The 15,286-nt window shown below is 71.2% G+C and carries 15 protein-coding genes and 1 pseudogene; 5 read left to right on the top strand and 11 right to left on the bottom strand.

What is annotated here, in order from left to right; all coding sequences use genetic code 11:
- Positions 1–25: 25 nt before the first annotated feature.
- Together KUG39_RS11465 and KUG39_RS11460 are read right to left on the bottom strand one after the other, a co-directional pair.
- Positions 26–271, bottom strand: coding sequence for a DUF8665 family protein (locus KUG39_RS11465; protein ID WP_094586517.1), 246 nt, complete (start codon positions 269–271; stop codon positions 26–28).
- 90 nt (positions 272–361) lie between these two features.
- Positions 362–670 (bottom strand): DUF8682 family protein, encoded by a 309-nt coding sequence (locus KUG39_RS11460; RefSeq protein WP_015109185.1) that lies wholly within the window; start codon positions 668–670, stop codon positions 362–364.
- Between the two features lie 247 nt (positions 671–917).
- Between KUG39_RS11460 and KUG39_RS11455 the strand changes: the two genes are divergently transcribed.
- The gene (locus tag KUG39_RS11455; RefSeq protein WP_094586515.1) at positions 918–1,250 is read left to right on the top strand and encodes a ribbon-helix-helix domain-containing protein; all 333 of its coding nucleotides are present in this window, start codon (positions 918–920) and stop codon (positions 1,248–1,250) included.
- Here the strand turns inward: KUG39_RS11455 and KUG39_RS11450 are convergent.
- The 7 genes and pseudogenes from KUG39_RS11450 to KUG39_RS11425 form a co-directional block, all read right to left on the bottom strand.
- A complete protein-coding gene (locus KUG39_RS11450) occupies positions 1,239–2,384 on the bottom strand; it encodes an anhydro-N-acetylmuramic acid kinase (protein ID WP_190612345.1) in 1,146 nt (381 codons plus the stop codon). The two genes, KUG39_RS11455 and KUG39_RS11450, sit on opposite strands and share 12 nt — an antisense overlap.
- A gap of 20 nt (positions 2,385–2,404) precedes the next feature.
- Positions 2,405–3,109 carry a potassium channel family protein gene (locus KUG39_RS11445; protein ID WP_094586511.1) on the bottom strand — a complete coding sequence of 235 codons (705 nt, stop codon included), beginning with the start codon at positions 3,107–3,109 and terminating at the stop codon, positions 2,405–2,407.
- A gap of 49 nt (positions 3,110–3,158) precedes the next feature.
- Positions 3,159–4,538, bottom strand: coding sequence for a potassium transporter TrkG (locus KUG39_RS11440; protein WP_094586509.1), 1,380 nt, complete (start codon positions 4,536–4,538; stop codon positions 3,159–3,161).
- The gene (locus KUG39_RS17345) at positions 4,535–5,170 is read right to left on the bottom strand and encodes a peroxiredoxin (RefSeq protein ID WP_233134021.1); all 636 of its coding nucleotides are present in this window, start codon (positions 5,168–5,170) and stop codon (positions 4,535–4,537) included. The genes KUG39_RS11440 and KUG39_RS17345 overlap by 4 nt, the downstream gene beginning before the upstream one ends.
- Before the next feature lie 84 nt (positions 5,171–5,254).
- Positions 5,255–6,517, bottom strand: a pseudogene (hflX, locus tag KUG39_RS17340) (GTPase HflX); the annotation flags it as partial.
- 347 nt (positions 6,518–6,864) lie between these two features.
- The gene (locus tag KUG39_RS11430; protein ID WP_216915087.1) at positions 6,865–7,533 is read right to left on the bottom strand and encodes an HAD-IA family hydrolase; all 669 of its coding nucleotides are present in this window, start codon (positions 7,531–7,533) and stop codon (positions 6,865–6,867) included.
- Positions 7,530–8,759, bottom strand: a complete 1,230-nt coding sequence (locus KUG39_RS11425) for an NAD(P)/FAD-dependent oxidoreductase (protein WP_216915085.1) — start codon at positions 8,757–8,759, stop codon at positions 7,530–7,532. Before KUG39_RS11425 ends, KUG39_RS11430 begins: the two co-directional genes overlap by 4 nt.
- A gap of 51 nt (positions 8,760–8,810) precedes the next feature.
- Between KUG39_RS11425 and KUG39_RS11420 the strand changes: the two genes are divergently transcribed.
- Complete coding sequence (locus tag KUG39_RS11420; protein WP_286193120.1) at positions 8,811–9,644, top strand: phosphoadenylyl-sulfate reductase; 834 nt, start codon at positions 8,811–8,813, stop codon at positions 9,642–9,644.
- Position 9,645: 1 nt separating this feature from the next.
- Positions 9,646–10,419: a type III pantothenate kinase gene (locus KUG39_RS11415; protein WP_216915083.1), complete on the top strand. Its 774-nt coding sequence runs from the start codon at positions 9,646–9,648 to the stop codon at positions 10,417–10,419.
- Here the strand turns inward: KUG39_RS11415 and bcp are convergent.
- Positions 10,389–10,856, bottom strand: a complete 468-nt coding sequence (gene bcp / locus KUG39_RS11410; RefSeq protein ID WP_216915082.1) for a thioredoxin-dependent thiol peroxidase — start codon at positions 10,854–10,856, stop codon at positions 10,389–10,391. The genes KUG39_RS11415 and bcp overlap by 31 nt on opposite strands.
- 186 nt (positions 10,857–11,042) lie before the next feature.
- Here bcp and KUG39_RS11405 point away from each other — a divergent pair, with 186 nt between their 5' ends.
- Positions 11,043–11,756, top strand: coding sequence for an alpha/beta hydrolase (locus KUG39_RS11405; protein ID WP_216915080.1), 714 nt, complete (start codon positions 11,043–11,045; stop codon positions 11,754–11,756).
- A gap of 75 nt (positions 11,757–11,831) precedes the next feature.
- Here KUG39_RS11405 and KUG39_RS11400 read toward each other — a convergent pair whose 3' ends face one another.
- A complete protein-coding gene (locus KUG39_RS11400; RefSeq protein ID WP_216915078.1) occupies positions 11,832–14,066 on the bottom strand; it encodes an AAA family ATPase in 2,235 nt (744 codons plus the stop codon).
- 144 nt (positions 14,067–14,210) lie between these two features.
- On the opposite strand from KUG39_RS11400, the gene KUG39_RS11395 reads away from it, so the two are divergent.
- Positions 14,211–15,284, top strand: a complete 1,074-nt coding sequence (locus tag KUG39_RS11395) for an efflux RND transporter periplasmic adaptor subunit (protein ID WP_286193119.1) — start codon at positions 14,211–14,213, stop codon at positions 15,282–15,284.
- Positions 15,285–15,286 lie beyond the last annotated feature (2 nt).

Here is a 15,286-nt window from a genome sequence, read left to right as displayed (position 1 = left end):
GCAGGAGGGCCTCCGGTCGCCGGCCTCAGAGTCCGCCCCGGGCCTTGATCAGCCATTGCTTGGTGGCGCCGTCATCGAGGCCGGCCAGATGGGCCTTCACCTCCTCCGCGCTGACCGGCAGGCCCTCCTGCTCGCCGAGGGCGACGATCCTGCGCAGGGCGCCGCTGGGGTCCTGAAGGGCCTGGCGGAACAGTGACTGGGTGAGCTCCACGTCGTTGCTGATGCGTCCGTAGAGCTCTGCTGCGTTGCCGGTGGCGTTGCTGGTGGTCATCCTGGCCGGGATTCTTTCCTGACCTTATGGGCACCGGGGCCGTGGGCGCAGCCCCTTGCGGGTGGTTCGTGAGGGAGGGTGCGCAGCGGATCAGGCGGCGCGGGGACTGGTGTCCTCCTCGGCGCCGCTGGCGGAGGCGTCCTCCATGCTGCGGGCATCGAGGCAGAGCACCTTGCGCAGCTGGGCGTAGTTGGCGGCCAGGGACTGGCGCCCCTCCTGCTGGGCGCCGAACTCGGCCCGCTGCAGCACATGGTGCAGATGGGTGAGCAGGTAGGTGCTGATCACGGCCGACACCAGCACATCGCTGCGTTCCGCCGTGCTCCGCCGCCGGCTCTGGCGGGTCTTGGGCTGCAGGGGGGTCTCGGAAGCGGTCGGACGGGACTGGGTGGTGCGGGCCATGGCGAAAGCGGCCGGTGGGCCGTCGGAGAGGACGGGGTGGGACGGGGGCGTGGAGCAGGTGGGCTTGGACCTGGGACTGGTTCTGGGCTGGGCTTGGGCCGGTCTGGAGCTGGAGAAGGGGATCCCGAGGGGGCGGGATGGTCCACAACCCTACTTATGGATACTACCCATGACGGTCACTGTACACTTTTTCCTATCCCGCCGGATCCCAGCGGCACCCTCTCTTCGGCCCCCACCCAGAGGCACCGTGCCCACCCGTCAGACCTCCTCCAGCGGCAAGCCCAAGTCGCCGCGGATCCAGGTCGTCCTGCCGGAGGAGCTCTGCGCCCGGCTGGCCGCCCTGGCGGAGAGCGAGTCGCGCACGGTCAGCAACATGGCCAAGGTGCTCATCCAGCAGGGGGTGGAACGGCTGGAGCGGCAGCGTCCCCCCGAGCCGGCCGCGGCCCCCTACCCACTCGGGCCCGCCGTCGCCGCTGATCGCTTCCGCCGCGAGCTCGAGCAGCAGGAGCAGGCCGGCACCCGTCGGCTGCGGGGTGCGCCCCGCCGGCTGCGCCTGCGCCAGCCCCCCTCAGCCCCCTGACGGCGGCGGCAGGGCCATCACGCCCAGCACGGCGGCCCGCCGGGCCCCGGTGACCGAGGGCAGCGAGCCCGGATGGCCGCGGTGCCGCCACCAGGCGAGCAGGGCGAAGGCCAGGGCCTCCCGCTGGTCATCGGCGATGCCCTGGCTGGCCAGCGGCAGCACCGCCGTGCCGTGGCAGCGCCGCCGCAGCTGCTCCATCAGGAAGCCGTTGCGGGTGCCCCCGCCGGCCACCAGCAGCTCCAGGGGGCGGGGGCGTTGGGGCCTGGCCAGGTCCTGGCCCACCACCGCCGCGCTGAAGGCCGTCAGGGTGGCCAGGGCATCGGCCGGCTCCACATCGGCGCCGAGCTCCGCCAGGCGCCGATCGAGATCGGCGGCCCCGAACAGCTCCCGGCCCGTGGACTTGGGCGGCGCGGCCTGGAGGTAGGGCTCCCGGAGCCATTGCTGCAGCCGTTCCTCGTCGATGCGGCCCTGCCGCGCCCAGGCCCCGTCGGCATCGAAGCTCAGCCGACCGCCGCTGAAACGGGCCACCGCCAGATCCAGGAGCGTGTTGGCCGGGCCGCAGTCCCAGCCCAGCACCGGCGCCTTGCGGTCGGGACCGGCGGGGGGAGGCAGCAGGGTGAGATTGGCGATCCCCCCCAGGTTGAGCAGGGCCCGCCAGCCGCCGATCCTGCCCAGCAGGGCGGCGTCGGTGGCCGGCACCAGGGGGGCGCCATGGCCGCCGAGGGCCAGATCGATGCTGCGGAAGTCGAACACCACCGGTCTCCCCAGCAGCTCCGCCAGCAGCGGCCCCTGCAGCAGCTGCCAGCTGGCCCCGCGGCGCTCCCCCTCCGGCGGGCGGTGCCAGAGGGTCTGGCCGTGGCAACCCACCAGTTCGGCCCGGCCTTCGGAATCGCAGGCGCGGGCGGCCAGGGCTTGGTGCTCGGTGAGCTCCTCGGCCAAATGCAGCAGGGCCTCGGCGTCCAGAGGCACCCCCTGACCGACGGCCACGAGCCGCTCGCGCAGGTCCGCCGGGTAGGGGGTGTGGGCACTGGCGAGGATGCGCCAGCGCGGCCGGGCCGGGCGACCCTCCAGGTTCACCAGCACCGCATCAATGCCGTCGGCGCTGGTGCCGCTCATCAGCCCCAGCACCCGCATGGCTGTCCTTCGCAAGGGAATCAGTGGGAAGGCAGGGCCTCGAGGGCTTCGCTGCTGCCCATCACCACCAGCAGCTCGGAGGCGTTGAGCACATGGGAGGCGGGCGGGTTGACCGTGAGCTGGTTGGCGGGGCCCGCCGCCAGCACGCTGACGTTGTAGTTCTTGCGCAGGTTCAGATCCCGCAGCGACTGGCCGACGAAGGAGCCGGGCACCTTGATCTCCTCGATGCTGTTGCGGTCGTCCAGCCGCAGCCGCTCCAGCAGGTTGGGCCGGACCAGCTCCATGCCCAGGCGGGTCCCCTGCATCTTCGAGGGGAAGACCACCTTGTCGGCGCCGACGCGCCGCAGCATCTTCTCGTGCAGATCGCTGGTGGCCCTGGCGATCACCTGCTGGACCCGGCTGCCTTCGCTGTCCTTGACGATCAGGGTGGCCGTGATGCTGGCCGCGATCGGCTCGCTGATCGCCACCACCACCGTGCCCACGTCGAGGGCGCCGGCGGCCCTGAGGGCCTCCTCGTCGGTGCAATCCACCACGCGGGCCTCGATGGCCGGATCCATCTGGCGCAGTTCATCGATGGCCCGCTGGTTGAGGTCGACCGCCAGCACCTCGGCCCCGTGGCGCAGGAGCTCCTTGCACACGGCACTGCCGAAGCGGCCGACGCCGATCACGGCGTAGCTGTTGGAGGTGTCGGACTCGCTGCCCTGCCACTGCCACCACTGGTTCATGAAGACGACGACGCAACGGGAATGGGCCGGTGAACGAAGGGGACCGGGTTCAGATGTAGAGCTCCTCGCGGGGAAAACCCACCCGATTCTGGGGCCGGCTGCCATAGACGGCAGAGAGCAGAAGGAGAATACCGATCCGGCCCACGAACATCCCCACCATCAGCACCAGCTGGCCCCAGCGGTTGAGCTGACTGGTGACCCCGACGTCGAGGCCCACGGTGCCGAAGGCGGAAACACAGGTGAACAGCTTCTCCAGAAAGGTGAAGGCCTCGCTGCCGGGGGTGCCGGCGGTGGTGTTGCCGAGCCCCAGCAGCAGGGCCATCAGCAGGATGAACAGGCCCGATCCGAGGGTGACGCCGACCGCCTTGAGAATCACCTTGGCGGGGATCTCCCGGTTGCGCACCACCACTTCGTCGTGGCCGCGCAGGGTGGAGCGGGTGGCGGCGATCAGGGCCGCGAAGGTGGTGGTCTTGATGCCGCCGCCGGTGCCGCCGGGGCTGGCGCCGATGAACATCAGCATGATCATCAGCAGCAGCCCCGAATCGGAGATTGTCTCCAGGGTCAGGGGCACGGTGTTGAAGCCGGCGGTGCGGGTGGTGATCGACTGGAAGATCGTCACCTGCAGTTTGTCCCAGAGACTCAGCTGCTCCACCATCCCTTCGGTGGCGAAGTGCTCGGTGAACAGCAGGCCCACCGCCCCCACCACGATCAGCAGGATCGTGGTGCGGATGACGAGGCGGGTGTGCAGGCTGAGGCGTCGGATGCGGGCCAGCCGGAAGCGGTTGACCCAGATGTCGTTGGTGACCCGCCAGCCGATGCCGCCCATCACGATCAGCAGGCCGATCACCGCATTGACGACGGGCTGGCTGCGATAACCGACCAGATTGTCGCGCCAGAGCCCGAAACCGGCGTTGTTGTAGGCGCTGATGCAGTGGAACAGGGAGGCCCAGAGCCGCTGGCCCTTGTCTGGAATATCGGTGAAGCCGAAGTTGTAGAGCGTCAGCGTGCCGATGCCGATGACGATGCCGGCGATCAGGAGGATCTGGTTGAGGGTGGGCCCGATGCCCCCGACGCCGAAATCATCCAGGGCACGGCCCTTGTCGAGGCGCTGGCGCAGGCCGGAACGCCCCTGGACGAAGCCTTGGAGGAAGGTGGTGATCGCCATCAGGCCCAGACCACCGGTGAGGATCAGCCCGGCCAGGGTCACCTGGCCCGGGAAGGTGAGCTCGGCCCCCACGTCGACGATCGACAGGCCGGTGACGGTGATGGCCGAGGTGACCGTGAAGAGGGCCTCCCAGAGGCCCACCTCATCGCTGGAGCAGAGCGGACTGGCGAGCAGCAGAGTGCCGAAGGTGATCACCAGCAGGCCGGTGACCACCGTGAACTGCGGCACCGTCAGCCGGTGTCGCCAACTCTGCCGTCGATTCATTTGTTGGGCTGGGGGGTCATCCGCAGGTAGGGGCGGATCTCGGTGACACCCTTGGGAAACTTCGCCCGGGCCTCGTCGGTGGGGATCGACGGCACCACGACGCAGTCATCACCCTCCTTCCAGTTCACCGGCGTGGCTACCTGGTGGTGGTCGGTGAGCTGCAGGGAATCGATCACCCGCAGGATCTCATCGAAGTTCCGGCCCGTGCTGGCGGGGTAGGTGATCTGGAGGCGCAGCTTCTTCTTGGGGTCGATGATGAACACCGAGCGCACCGTGAGGTTGCTGAGGGAATTGGGGTGAATCATGCCGTAGAGGCTGCTCACCTTCTTGTCGCTGTCCGCCAGGATCGGGTAGTCGACCGTCGTGTTCTGGGTCTCGTTGATGTCGCCGATCCAGCCCTTGTGGCTCTCGGCGGAATCCACGCTCAGGGCGATGGTTTTGACATTCCGCTTCTCCCATTCGGCCCGCAGCCGGGAGACCTCACCCAGTTCGGTCGTGCAGACGGGGGTGTAGTCGGCGGGATGGGAGAAGAGCACCACCCAGCTGTCGCCGGCAAAGTCGTAGAGGTTGATCGGGCCGAGCTGGGACTCCTGAGTGAAATCGGGAACGGTGTCGCCCAGTTGCAGGGTCATGGGAGAGAAATTGGCGCCGGCTGATGCTGGCACAGCAGCGGGGGCGTCGGTCGTGGCCGCGGCGGTCCAGGCCTGCAGCTCCTGGAGCAGGTGCTGCAGGCCCAGGTCGGCGGTGGCTGAGACGAACAGCATGCCCGGTTCCAGGGCCCTGGCCCGCTCCAGCTCGCCGCTGGCGCAGCGGTCGATCTGGTTGCCGACCACCCGCCGGGGGATGGTGGCGTTGAGGGAATCGAGGATGGTCTGGACGGTGGCGAGCTGCTCGGGCCAGGCCGGATCCGCCAGGTCCACCACGATCAGCAGCCCGTCGGCGTCGAGCGCCTCCTCGAAGGTGGAACGGAAGGCCTCCATCAGCTGGGGCGGCAGCTCCCGGATGAATCCCACCGTGTCGGTGACCAGCAGCGGGTCGCCGCCGCCTCCCCCCCACCCGATCCGGCGGGTGGTGGGATCGAGGGTGGCGAAGAGCTTGTCCTCGGCCAGCACCGCCTGCGGGCCGCTGGCCCCGGTGAGGGCGTTGAGCAGGGAACTCTTGCCCGCATTGGTGTAGCCCACCAGGGCCACCTTCGGCAGGTCGCGCCGGCCCTGGCGCAGCCGGGCCCGGTGGTCCCCCAGCCGCTGCACCTCCCGCTGCAGCCGTTCGATGCGGCGGGCGATGGCGCGCCGGTCCTTCTCCAGCTGGGTCTCGCCCGGGCCCCGGGTGCCGATGCCGCCCCCCTGCCGCGACAGGCTCAGGCCGCGGCCGGTGAGCCGCGGCAGGCGGTAGCGCAGCTGGGCCAGCTCCACCTGCAGGCGTCCGGCCCCGCTGGCGGCCCGCTGGGCAAAGATGTCGAGAATCAGTTCGCTGCGGTCGCTCACCGACAGATCGAGCAGGTTCTCCATGTCCCGGGCCTGGGCCGGCGTCAGTTCCCGGTCGGCCACCACCAGGCTGGCGCCGACGCGGCGGGCCTCCAGGGCCGCCTCCCGCAGCTTGCCCTCCCCCCAGGGGTTCCGGGTGGCCGGGCCCTGGCGGCGCTGCTCCACCCGTCCCACCGGCACGGCGCCGGCGCTGCGCACCAGACCCTCCAGTTCGGCGATGCGACGGTCGCTCAGGGCCCGGTCGCCGCTGGTCTGCACCAGCAGCAGCACCCGCTCGGGGCCGTCCGGGGTCGGAGCCGGGGCCGCGGCGGCCGGCGCCTCCTCGCTGACGAGGGCGCCGGGATCGTGGTCGCAGAGGTCGGCCAGATCCCCCTCCAGGACGCCCTGCCAGGCGCGGTCGCCGCTGGCGGCGGGGGTGTGGATGGCCGCGGGCCAGCGTCCGCCGGCCTCAGGTTGCTGGCCGAAGCGCAGCCACAGGTCCGGGGCCAGGTCCATGCCCACCACGGCCTCCTGGGGGGAGGGCTGCAGCTGGGCCTGGCGTCCGGCCCCGGCGCAGGTGAGCAGGCGCAGGTTGTGGCCCTGGCGCCGGGAGGGGCCGGGAAGTTTTTCCAGAAGGCGGGCGGCGTGGTCCAGTTCCCCCACCCACAGCAGCCGGCAGAGGCCGCGGCCATCCACCACCAGGGTCAGGGGCAGCTCCAGGCCCCGACCCTCGACCGCCAGGCGCTGCAGGGTGAGCAGGTCGGCGATCGCATCGGCGGGGTGGCGCCGGTGACAGATCTGCTCCAGCCGCCGCCGCTCGGCGGGCCGCAGGCCCGCCGTCCTGCCGGCCAGCACCCCCTGTCTCAAGGACGCCGCACCAGGAGGCAGCGCACCCCGGCGGCCCTGGCCCCGGCCCCATCCTCCGGGCTGTCGCCCACATGCCAGACCTGGGCGGCGCTCAGCCCCAGGGACTCCAGCGCGATCCGGAAGGGCTGGGGGGATGGCTTGGCGGCCCCGGCGCTGCTGGAGACCACCACCGTCGCGAACAGATCGGCCAGGCCCAGGCCCTCCAGCAGCGGCTGCAGGCGACGGTCGAAGTTGCTGACCACGGCCAGGCGCAGCCCCGCGCTATGCCAGCGGCGCAGCACCGCCGGCACATCGGGGTAGACACGCCACAGGGAGGGGTCGGCGAAGCGATCGAACAGGGCGTGGTGCAGGGCCGTGGGTGCCGGCGCATCGCTCCCGCCTGCCGCCGCCAGCACGGCGTCGATGCGCTCCCCCCACCAACGGCGCTCGGCCTCCAGCAGGCGGTCGCCCTCGAGGCCGGGGAAGGCCAGGGGAGGGGCCTGCCGCAGCACGCCTGGGAAGGCCCGGTCGATGGCCGCGGGGGCCACATCGATGCCGTGCTCGGCGGCCACGGCGGCATAGGTGGCCCCGACCGGCGAGCGCAGGCCGATCAGGGTGCCCATGGCATCGAGCAGCAGACCGCGGGGCCGGGGCCAGGTGGGCGCCGCAGCGGGCGTCGCCGTCATGGTGTCCAGTCGGCCAGCCAGCCGGCGGCCACCCGAAGCTGATGGGACCGGCCAGGCAGGCGGGTCAGGTAGGCCAGGCGCCGCAGCTGGTAGGCGGCCGGCCCGGCCAGGGTGACGCCGGAGCCGGTGAGGCTGGCTTCGCCGACGCCGAGGCTCATCATTTCGCCCAGATCCTTCCAGTGGAAGGGTTCCAGCGGTTCGCCCGCCAGGGAGCGGATCAGGTTGGCGGCCAGCACCGGGGCCTGCTGGAAGGCCACCTGGGCCGTGGAGGGGGCGCCAGGACCGGGGCCCTCGACGGCTGTGTCCTCCGGGTCGACCGGGGCGGCCAGATCACCGGCCACGAAGAGATCGGCGTGCTCCAACAGGCGCAGATCGGGCCCGCAGAGCAGGCGGCCGCGGCCGTCGCAGGCGGGAGCGGGGTCGATCCGTGGGGCACGGAAGCTGAGCCCGGCCGTCCAGACCACCGCCCGCACGGCGAGGGTTTCGACGTGGGCGGGGCTGTCCCCGTCCGGTTGGCACCGGAGCGTGATCGCCTCGGCCTCGACCGCCTCCACCTGGGTGCGGGTACGCAGTCGCACATCACGGCGCCGCAGGGCCAGGGCGGCCTGTTCCCGGTTGAAGGCCCTGGCCTGGCGCAGCAGCTGCGGACCCTGCTCGATCAGTTCGATCACGGCGCTGCCCTCGGCCATGTCGGCGAGCTTGCAGGCCAGCTCCACCCCGGTCGGACCGGCTCCGACCACGGCGATGCGCTGCAGGGGCCTGCGCTGCTGTCTGAGCTCGGCCAGCAGGCGCTGGAGCCGCTCCACATCGGCCAGGCTGCGGAAGCCTAGGCAGTGGCGATCGGCCCCAGGTACCGCGAAGGTGTTGCTCTCGGCCCCCGTGGCGATGACGAGGCGGCCGTAGGGGATGGTGCGGCCGCCGGCGGTGTGCAGCCGATGGCCATCGGCGTCGATCCGCTCCACCCGGTCCTGCAGCCAGGCCAGGCCGCGGCCGGCCAGCAGGCCGTCGTAGCGGGGGGCGATCTCCCAGCCGCGCAGCTCCCCACTCAGCAGCTCGTAGAGAAGCGGCAGGAACAGGAAGCGGTCGTTCGGCTCGATCAGCAGGACGGGGGGGTGCTGCTTCCGCTGGGCCAGGGCCAGGGCGGTGTACAGGCCGCCGAAGCCACCCCCGACGATGACAACGTTGTTCTGGGCCGGATTCCGGGCCGGATTCGGGTGCCCTTGCATGGCGTCACCCTAACCACATCGACCGGATCGCCGAAGGGCGATGATGGGTCCATGGTGTCCATCCCTGTCACGGCGTCCACCACGGCGTCCACCAGCCCCGCGGGCGGTGCGGCGGACCTGAATGCGGCTCTGGCGGCTCTGCCTCGCGATCGCCATGGCGCCGCCATCGATCTCGATGCTGCCCGGGCGGGCCTCGATCCCCTCGATGCGATCGGGCGGATGCGCTGGGCCCAGGAGGCGTTCGCCGGCCACTTCGCCGTCACCACCAGCTTCGGCATCCAGTCGGCCGTGATGCTGCACATGGTCAGCGCCCTCGACGGCTCCGGTGCCTGGCCCGCGATCCCGGTGCTCTGGGTCGACACCGGCTACCTGCCCCCCGAGACCTACCGCTACGCCGACCAGCTCTGCGATCGCCTCAAGCTGGATCTGCAGGTGCTTCAGGCCGACATGAGCCCGGCCCGGATGGAGGCTCTGCATGGCCGGCTCTGGGAGACGGGGGCGCCTGAAGACATGCGCACCTACAACCGCATCCGCAAGGTCGAACCCCTCGACCGGGGCCTGGAGCGGCTGCAGGTGCATTGCTGGGCCAGCGGTGTGCGGGCCCGCCAGACCGACCATCGCGGCGCCATGAACTGCCTGGATCCGGTGCGGCAGCGCTGGTCGCTGCGGCCCCTGCTCACCTGGAGCCGTCGCGACGTCTACTACTACATGCAGGAGCACGACCTGCCCCAGCACCCCCTGTTCGAGCAGGGCTATTCCACCGTCGGCGACTGGCACACCAGCGCCCCCGACGACGGCACCACCAACGGCCGGGCCACCCGCTTCGGCGGGCTGCAGCAGGAGTGCGGTATTCACCTCCCGGGCCTGATGGGCGAGGGCATCTGAGGTGCCGGGGCGCCAGCCCCGCTGGCTGCTGATCGGCAACAGCCGCTGGCACTGGGCCCTGGCCGAAGAGAAAGGCGGGGAGAGCGGCGAGGTCGGGCCGACCGAGGCGGGTCTGCGGTTCGTGCACCTGCCGCCGCCGACCTCGGCCGTGGAGCCGCCCCTGGCCTGGGCGGCGGTTGGTGCGGTGCCCGCGGAGGCTGCCCTGCCCGCCGGCTCCCGGTTGCAGCTGGAGGACGTGCCCCTGGCCGGGTCACCCCCCTGGCTCGGCATCGACCGGGCCCTGGCGGGCTGGTGTGCGGCCCGGCTGAGCGACGGCCCGGTGCTGGTGGCCGATGCGGGCACGGTGCTGAGTCTCACCCGGGTGGACGGCCGGGGCTGCTTCGCCGGCGGCCGGCTGATGGCGGGGGGCGCGCTGCAGCTGGCGGCCATGGGGTCGGGCACCGCGGGGCTGCCCACCCTGGAGGGGGACCTGGCGGCCGGCGCCGAGGCGTGGCCGCTGGCCACGGAGGAGGCGATGCGACGGGGGGTGGTGGAGGGTCTGGCCGCCGCGGTGCGGGAGGCCGGGCGCCAGGCCCGGGCGCAGGAGCCGGGCTGCCGGATCGTGCTCACCGGCGGTGACGGGCCCGCCCTGCTGCCGCTGCTGCGGCGGTGGCCGGAGCTGGGGGAGGACGCCCTGACGCACCGCCCCGAGCTCTGTCTGGAGGCCCTGGTGGCCCTGCGCCCCGCTGCGCCGGAGGGCGCGTCTCAGGCCAGTCCCAGGTCCTCGAGGATCTGATCGGCCATCTCCTCGGCCTTCACCTTGAGATAGATGCGCTCCAGCTTGCCCTCGGCGTCGACGACGAAGGTGTGCCGCATCATCCCCATGTACTCCTTGCCCATGAACTTCTTGAGCCCGTAGCTGCCGTAGGCCTCGGCCACGGGACAGGGCTCGGCGTCCGTCAGCAGGGTGAAGGGCAGGTCGTACTTGGCGACGAACTTGCCGTGGCTGGTCGCGCCGTCCTTGCTGATCCCCAGCACCAGGATGCCGTGGCTTTCGAAGGCGCTCCAGCGGTCGCGGAAGTTGCAGGCCTCCTTGGTGCAGCCCGGCGTGTCGTCCTTTGGATAGAAGTAGATCACCACCCGCTGGCCCCTCAGCGCGGCGAGGGAGACGGCCTCACCGGTCTGATCGGGGAGGGTGAAGTCGGGGGCTGGATCTCCCACCTGCAGGGCCATGGGTCGAACCTTGGAGCGAATGACAACCACTTCACCCTAGGGGCAAGCTCCTGGATGGGGTCTTCCGTCGGGGCACCCCGCAGGCTCCGCGTCCCACATCCCCGCACCCCGCCCGGGGGTGCCGCTTACCGTTCTGTGTGGAGAGGCAAAGAAACTGCACACGAGATGTAGGCAGAATCACCTTCAATGCTTAGGTTGATAGCGAAGTCAACATCGCCTCCCGTGTTCAAGAGAATTCTCGCCGGTCTCTTTGTGGGAACGGCCGTCTCGGCCTCCGTGCTTCCCGCCTCCGCGGCCGTGGACAACGATCTGCCTGTCCGTTGGAACACCGGCGGTGCCGTGTGGTCCACCAACCAGGCCGCCTTCGATACGTTCCTTGGCTCCGGCGACATCACCGATCGCGGTCTGGAAGGCGGCCTGGCCCGCTCCGGCTGGACCTCCGACGAAGTCAAGTCGGGCATGACCAAGACCTACTCGGTCAATCTGGTGGGCGTGTCCCGCTTCCTCTACTCCGATGCGGGGGTGAAGTTCCTGAAGAACGCCACCAACAGCTACTTCCCGTACTACAGCATGAACACCTATGCGGTTCAGGCTCTGCGTTCGGCGATCATCTCCGATGCCAAGGACGGCTCGATCTCCTCGGCCGGCATCATGACGGCCCTGCCCACCGACTTCCGTCTTGCTGATTTCTGCAACACCTACACCGGTGCGCAGAACATCTGCGCCGAGGGTCGTTGCGCACCCGGCACCGCCCAGTGCACCTCCCTGCTGTCCTGGTACGTCTTCCTGCCCGCCTGCATCCAGGCCAACCAGATGGCCGACCCCGTCGCCATGGTCCGCGACACGCCCGGCCCCGCTCCTGCTCCGATGATGGATCAGCCCGTCCGCGGCCTCTGGTGATTCACCGGGGGAGACTTTTCTCCCCCAACGCCTTGCAGCCCCGGCTTCGCCGGGGCTTTTTTCATGGCCCCCTCTTCATGGCCCGGTGCGGCGCCGGGCCAGCAGCAGGGTGTGTCCAAGGGGCTGGGGAAGGGAGACCCCGCGCCGCTCCCGGAACAGGGCTTCGAGGGTCCTGCGGCCAGCGGCAGCCAGCGCCGGGGTCAGCTGCTTCCGGTAGCTGGCCCCCTTGCCGAACCAGCGCTCCAGCAGGGCGTCGCTGAGGGGCAGCTCGAGGGCCTCCTCCCAGAAGCGTCGCTGCACGCTCCAGCCGAGGGATTCCAGGCCCTCCTGCACGCGATCGGCCTGATCGGCGTCGGCCGCCAGCCACTCCCGTTCCAGCTCGGCCGCCGTCTCGAGCACAGCCGGCGTCGCGCCGGTGGCGCTGCGTCCCACCAGGGCGCGCAGGCTGCCCGCCGGTCCCAGCAGGGGATGGGTGAACAGCAACCGGGCCCGGGCACCGGGGGCCGCCAGGGCCGTGAGCAGCTCCAGCCAGGCCCGCCGCTGCTCCGCCGTGCAGCCACGCCACGGCTGGCGCGCCGCGATCCACTCGAAGCGCCCCTCCTCTTTGGGCCACGGCTCCAGCTGGGCCTGGAGCGGTTCGGGTGCCTCCGGCGCCGCAGCCAGCAGACGGGGGCGCCGCAGCTGATCCAGCAACTGCAGCTGGGCCTGTAGGCGATCGAGCACGGCCGCCGATGGCGTGGCCAGCACCACCTCCCCCTCGCTGGCCGCCTCCAGCGGATCGAGGGCCCAGAGCAGGGAGTGGGCCTCCAGCACCAGCACCCGGTCGAGGCGGCCGATGGCGGCGTCCTCCCAGAACCGCCGGCGCAGACGGTCGAGCCGTTCGCCCTCCGCCCCGGCCTGGCGCTGCAGCCAGCGGTTGAGCAGGGGGTCGTCCGGGCTGCTGCTGAGCAGGTCGCCGCGGTCGTCGGCCGCCGTTTCCGCTGCGGCGGCCAGCTGGGCGGCCCGGCGCTGCTGCAGCCGTTTGCGCAGTCCCCCTTCCCAGCCCAGGGCCCCCGGCTGCCAGAACACCTCCCCCTGCAGGGACTGGGGCAGGTACTGCTGGGCCACCCAGTGGTCGGCATAGGCGTGGGGGTAGCGGTAGCCCACCCCATCGCCGAAGGCCTGGCCGTCCCGGTTGGCGTCGCGCAGATGGGCGGGCACCTGCTGGCGCCGGGCTTCCCGCACCGCCTTCACGGCATCGAAGAAGCCGAGGCTGCTGTTGCTCTTCTCGGTGCCGGCCAGATAGAGGGTGGCGTGGGCCAGGGGGTAGAGCCCCTCCGGCAGCCCCACCCGGTCGAAGGCCGCGGCGCAGGCCTCCACCACCACCATCGCCTGGGGATCGGCCAGGCCGATGTCCTCCCCGGCGGAGATCAGCAGGCGCCGCAGGATGAAGCGCGGGTTCTCGCCGGCCTCCACCATCCGCGCCAGCCAGAACAGGGCCGCATCTGGATCGGAGCCCCGGATCGACTTGATGAAGGCGCTGATGGTGTCGAAGTGGGCATCCCCCTGCTTGTCGTAGAGCACCGCCCGCTGCTGGATCGACTCCTCGGCGATGGCCAGGTCGATGCGGATCACGCCGTCGGCATCGGCTTCGGTGGTCTCCACCGCCAGCTCGAGGGCGTTGAGCAGGCTGCGGGCATCGCCCCCCGCCACGTCCAGCAGGTGGGCGCCCGCCTCCTCGGAGAGCTCGACGCGGCGCTGGCCGTAGCCGTGTTCGGGATCGGCCAAGGCCCGATCCAGCAGCAGGCGCAGGTCTTCCGGCTCCAGGGGCTGGAGCCGGAACAGGCGCGAGCGGCTGACCAGGGCCTTGTTGACCTCAAAGTAGGGGTTTTCGGTGGTGGCGCCGATCAGGGTGACGGTGCCGTTCTCCACCCAGGGCAGCAGGGCGTCCTGCTGGGCGCTGTTGAAGCGGTGCACCTCATCGATGAACAGGATCGTGCGCAGGCCGTGGTGCTCCAGCCGCTGCTTGGCGGCGTCCACCTCGGCGCGCAGGTCCTTCACTCCCGCCAGCACGGCGTTGAGGCTGCTGAAGTGGGCCCTGGTGCTGCCGGCGATGATCCGCGCCAGCGTCGTCTTGCCGGTGCCGGGGGGGCCGTGCAGGATCAGGTTGCCGACCCGGTCGGCGGCGATGGCGCGGCGCAGCAGCCGCCCCGGACCCAGGATCGCCGCCTGGCCCACGAAATCGTCGAGGCTGCGCGGCCGCAGCCGATCCGCCAGCGGGGCGATCCTGCGCCTGGCCTGCTCGCCCTGATGCCAGAACAGATCACTCACCGCCCCATCATCTCGCCGGGAGAGCCTCCGGAGCGGTACGGTCTGGCGGAAGCCTTGTCCGTCGCTGAACCCGTGATCGGCCATCCGAGCAGGCCGCCTCTTCCCGGGGCATCCACGGGGCGCCTGCGACGCTCCCTCAACGCCTTGCCCGCTGCCGCCGCCCTTTTCGGCGCGGCCCTGCTGGGGGCCTGCCAGGCGGAGGCCCCCGCCGGCAGGCCACCGCTCTCGGTGCGGGCCGAGCCCGCCACCCTGGCCCCCTTCACCGACAACGTTGACACCGTCAGCACCCTCGAAGCCATCGAGGAGGTGCGACTGGCGGCCCAGGCCGGCGGACGGATCGAGAGGCTGCTGGTGGGCCAGGGCGACAAGGTGGCCGCTGGCCAGGTGCTTCTGGTGCTCGATCAGGCCCAGGCCCGCGCCGATGTGGCCCGCCTGGAGGCGGAGGTGCAGACCAACAAGCTCAACTACGAGCGCTACGAATACCTGGTGCGGCAGGGGGCCGCCAGCGCTTTCCAGCGGGACGAATTCCGCCAGCGCTACCTCTCCTCACGGCAGGACCTGGTGGCGCGCCGGGCCGACCTGGCCTTCCGCGATCTCAAGGCGCCCATCGCCGGGACCGTGGGGGATGTGCAGGTGAAGCTGGGTGATGTGATCGCCGCCGGCGATCCCTTCACCACGATCATCCGCAACGACCGGCTGATGGCCCGGGTGGATGTGCCGGCGGTGTTCTCCAGCCGGCTGCGGGTGGGGCAGACGGTGATCCTCATGGATCCGGCCACCAACAAGCCGATGGCCCAGGGGGTGGTGGGCTCCCTCGATCCGGGTGTGGTGGCCGGCACCCAGTCCCTGCTGGCCAAGGCCGAGTTCGCCAATCCGGGCGGGGTTCTGCGCACCGGGTTGCGCACCCGCACCCGCCTGGTGCTCGACAGCCGTCAGGAGCTCTCGGTTCCCTTCGCCGCCGTCACCCAGGTCTCCGGCCAGAGCTTCGTCTACGAGGTGGGCAGCCTGGCCGATCTGGAACGGCGCCCCGGCCGCACCGACCTTGCCGTGGCCCGCAAGCTCCCCGCCGGCACCAGCTTCGCCCTCCAGACCCCGGTGCAGCTGGGCCCCCTGCAGAACAACCGCTATCCGGTGCTCAGGGGACTCCAGCCCGGCACCCGCGTGATCACCACCAACCTGATCAACCTCCGCAACGGCGCGCCCGTCAAGGTCAACTGAGT

Source organism: Synechococcus sp. CCAP 1479/10, from assembly GCF_019038515.1.
In the GTDB taxonomy this organism is placed as follows: domain Bacteria; phylum Cyanobacteriota; class Cyanobacteriia; order PCC-6307; family Cyanobiaceae; genus Cyanobium.
Note: the sequence above shows the minus strand (reverse complement) of the source record. Positions and strands in the feature narration are given on the sequence as shown.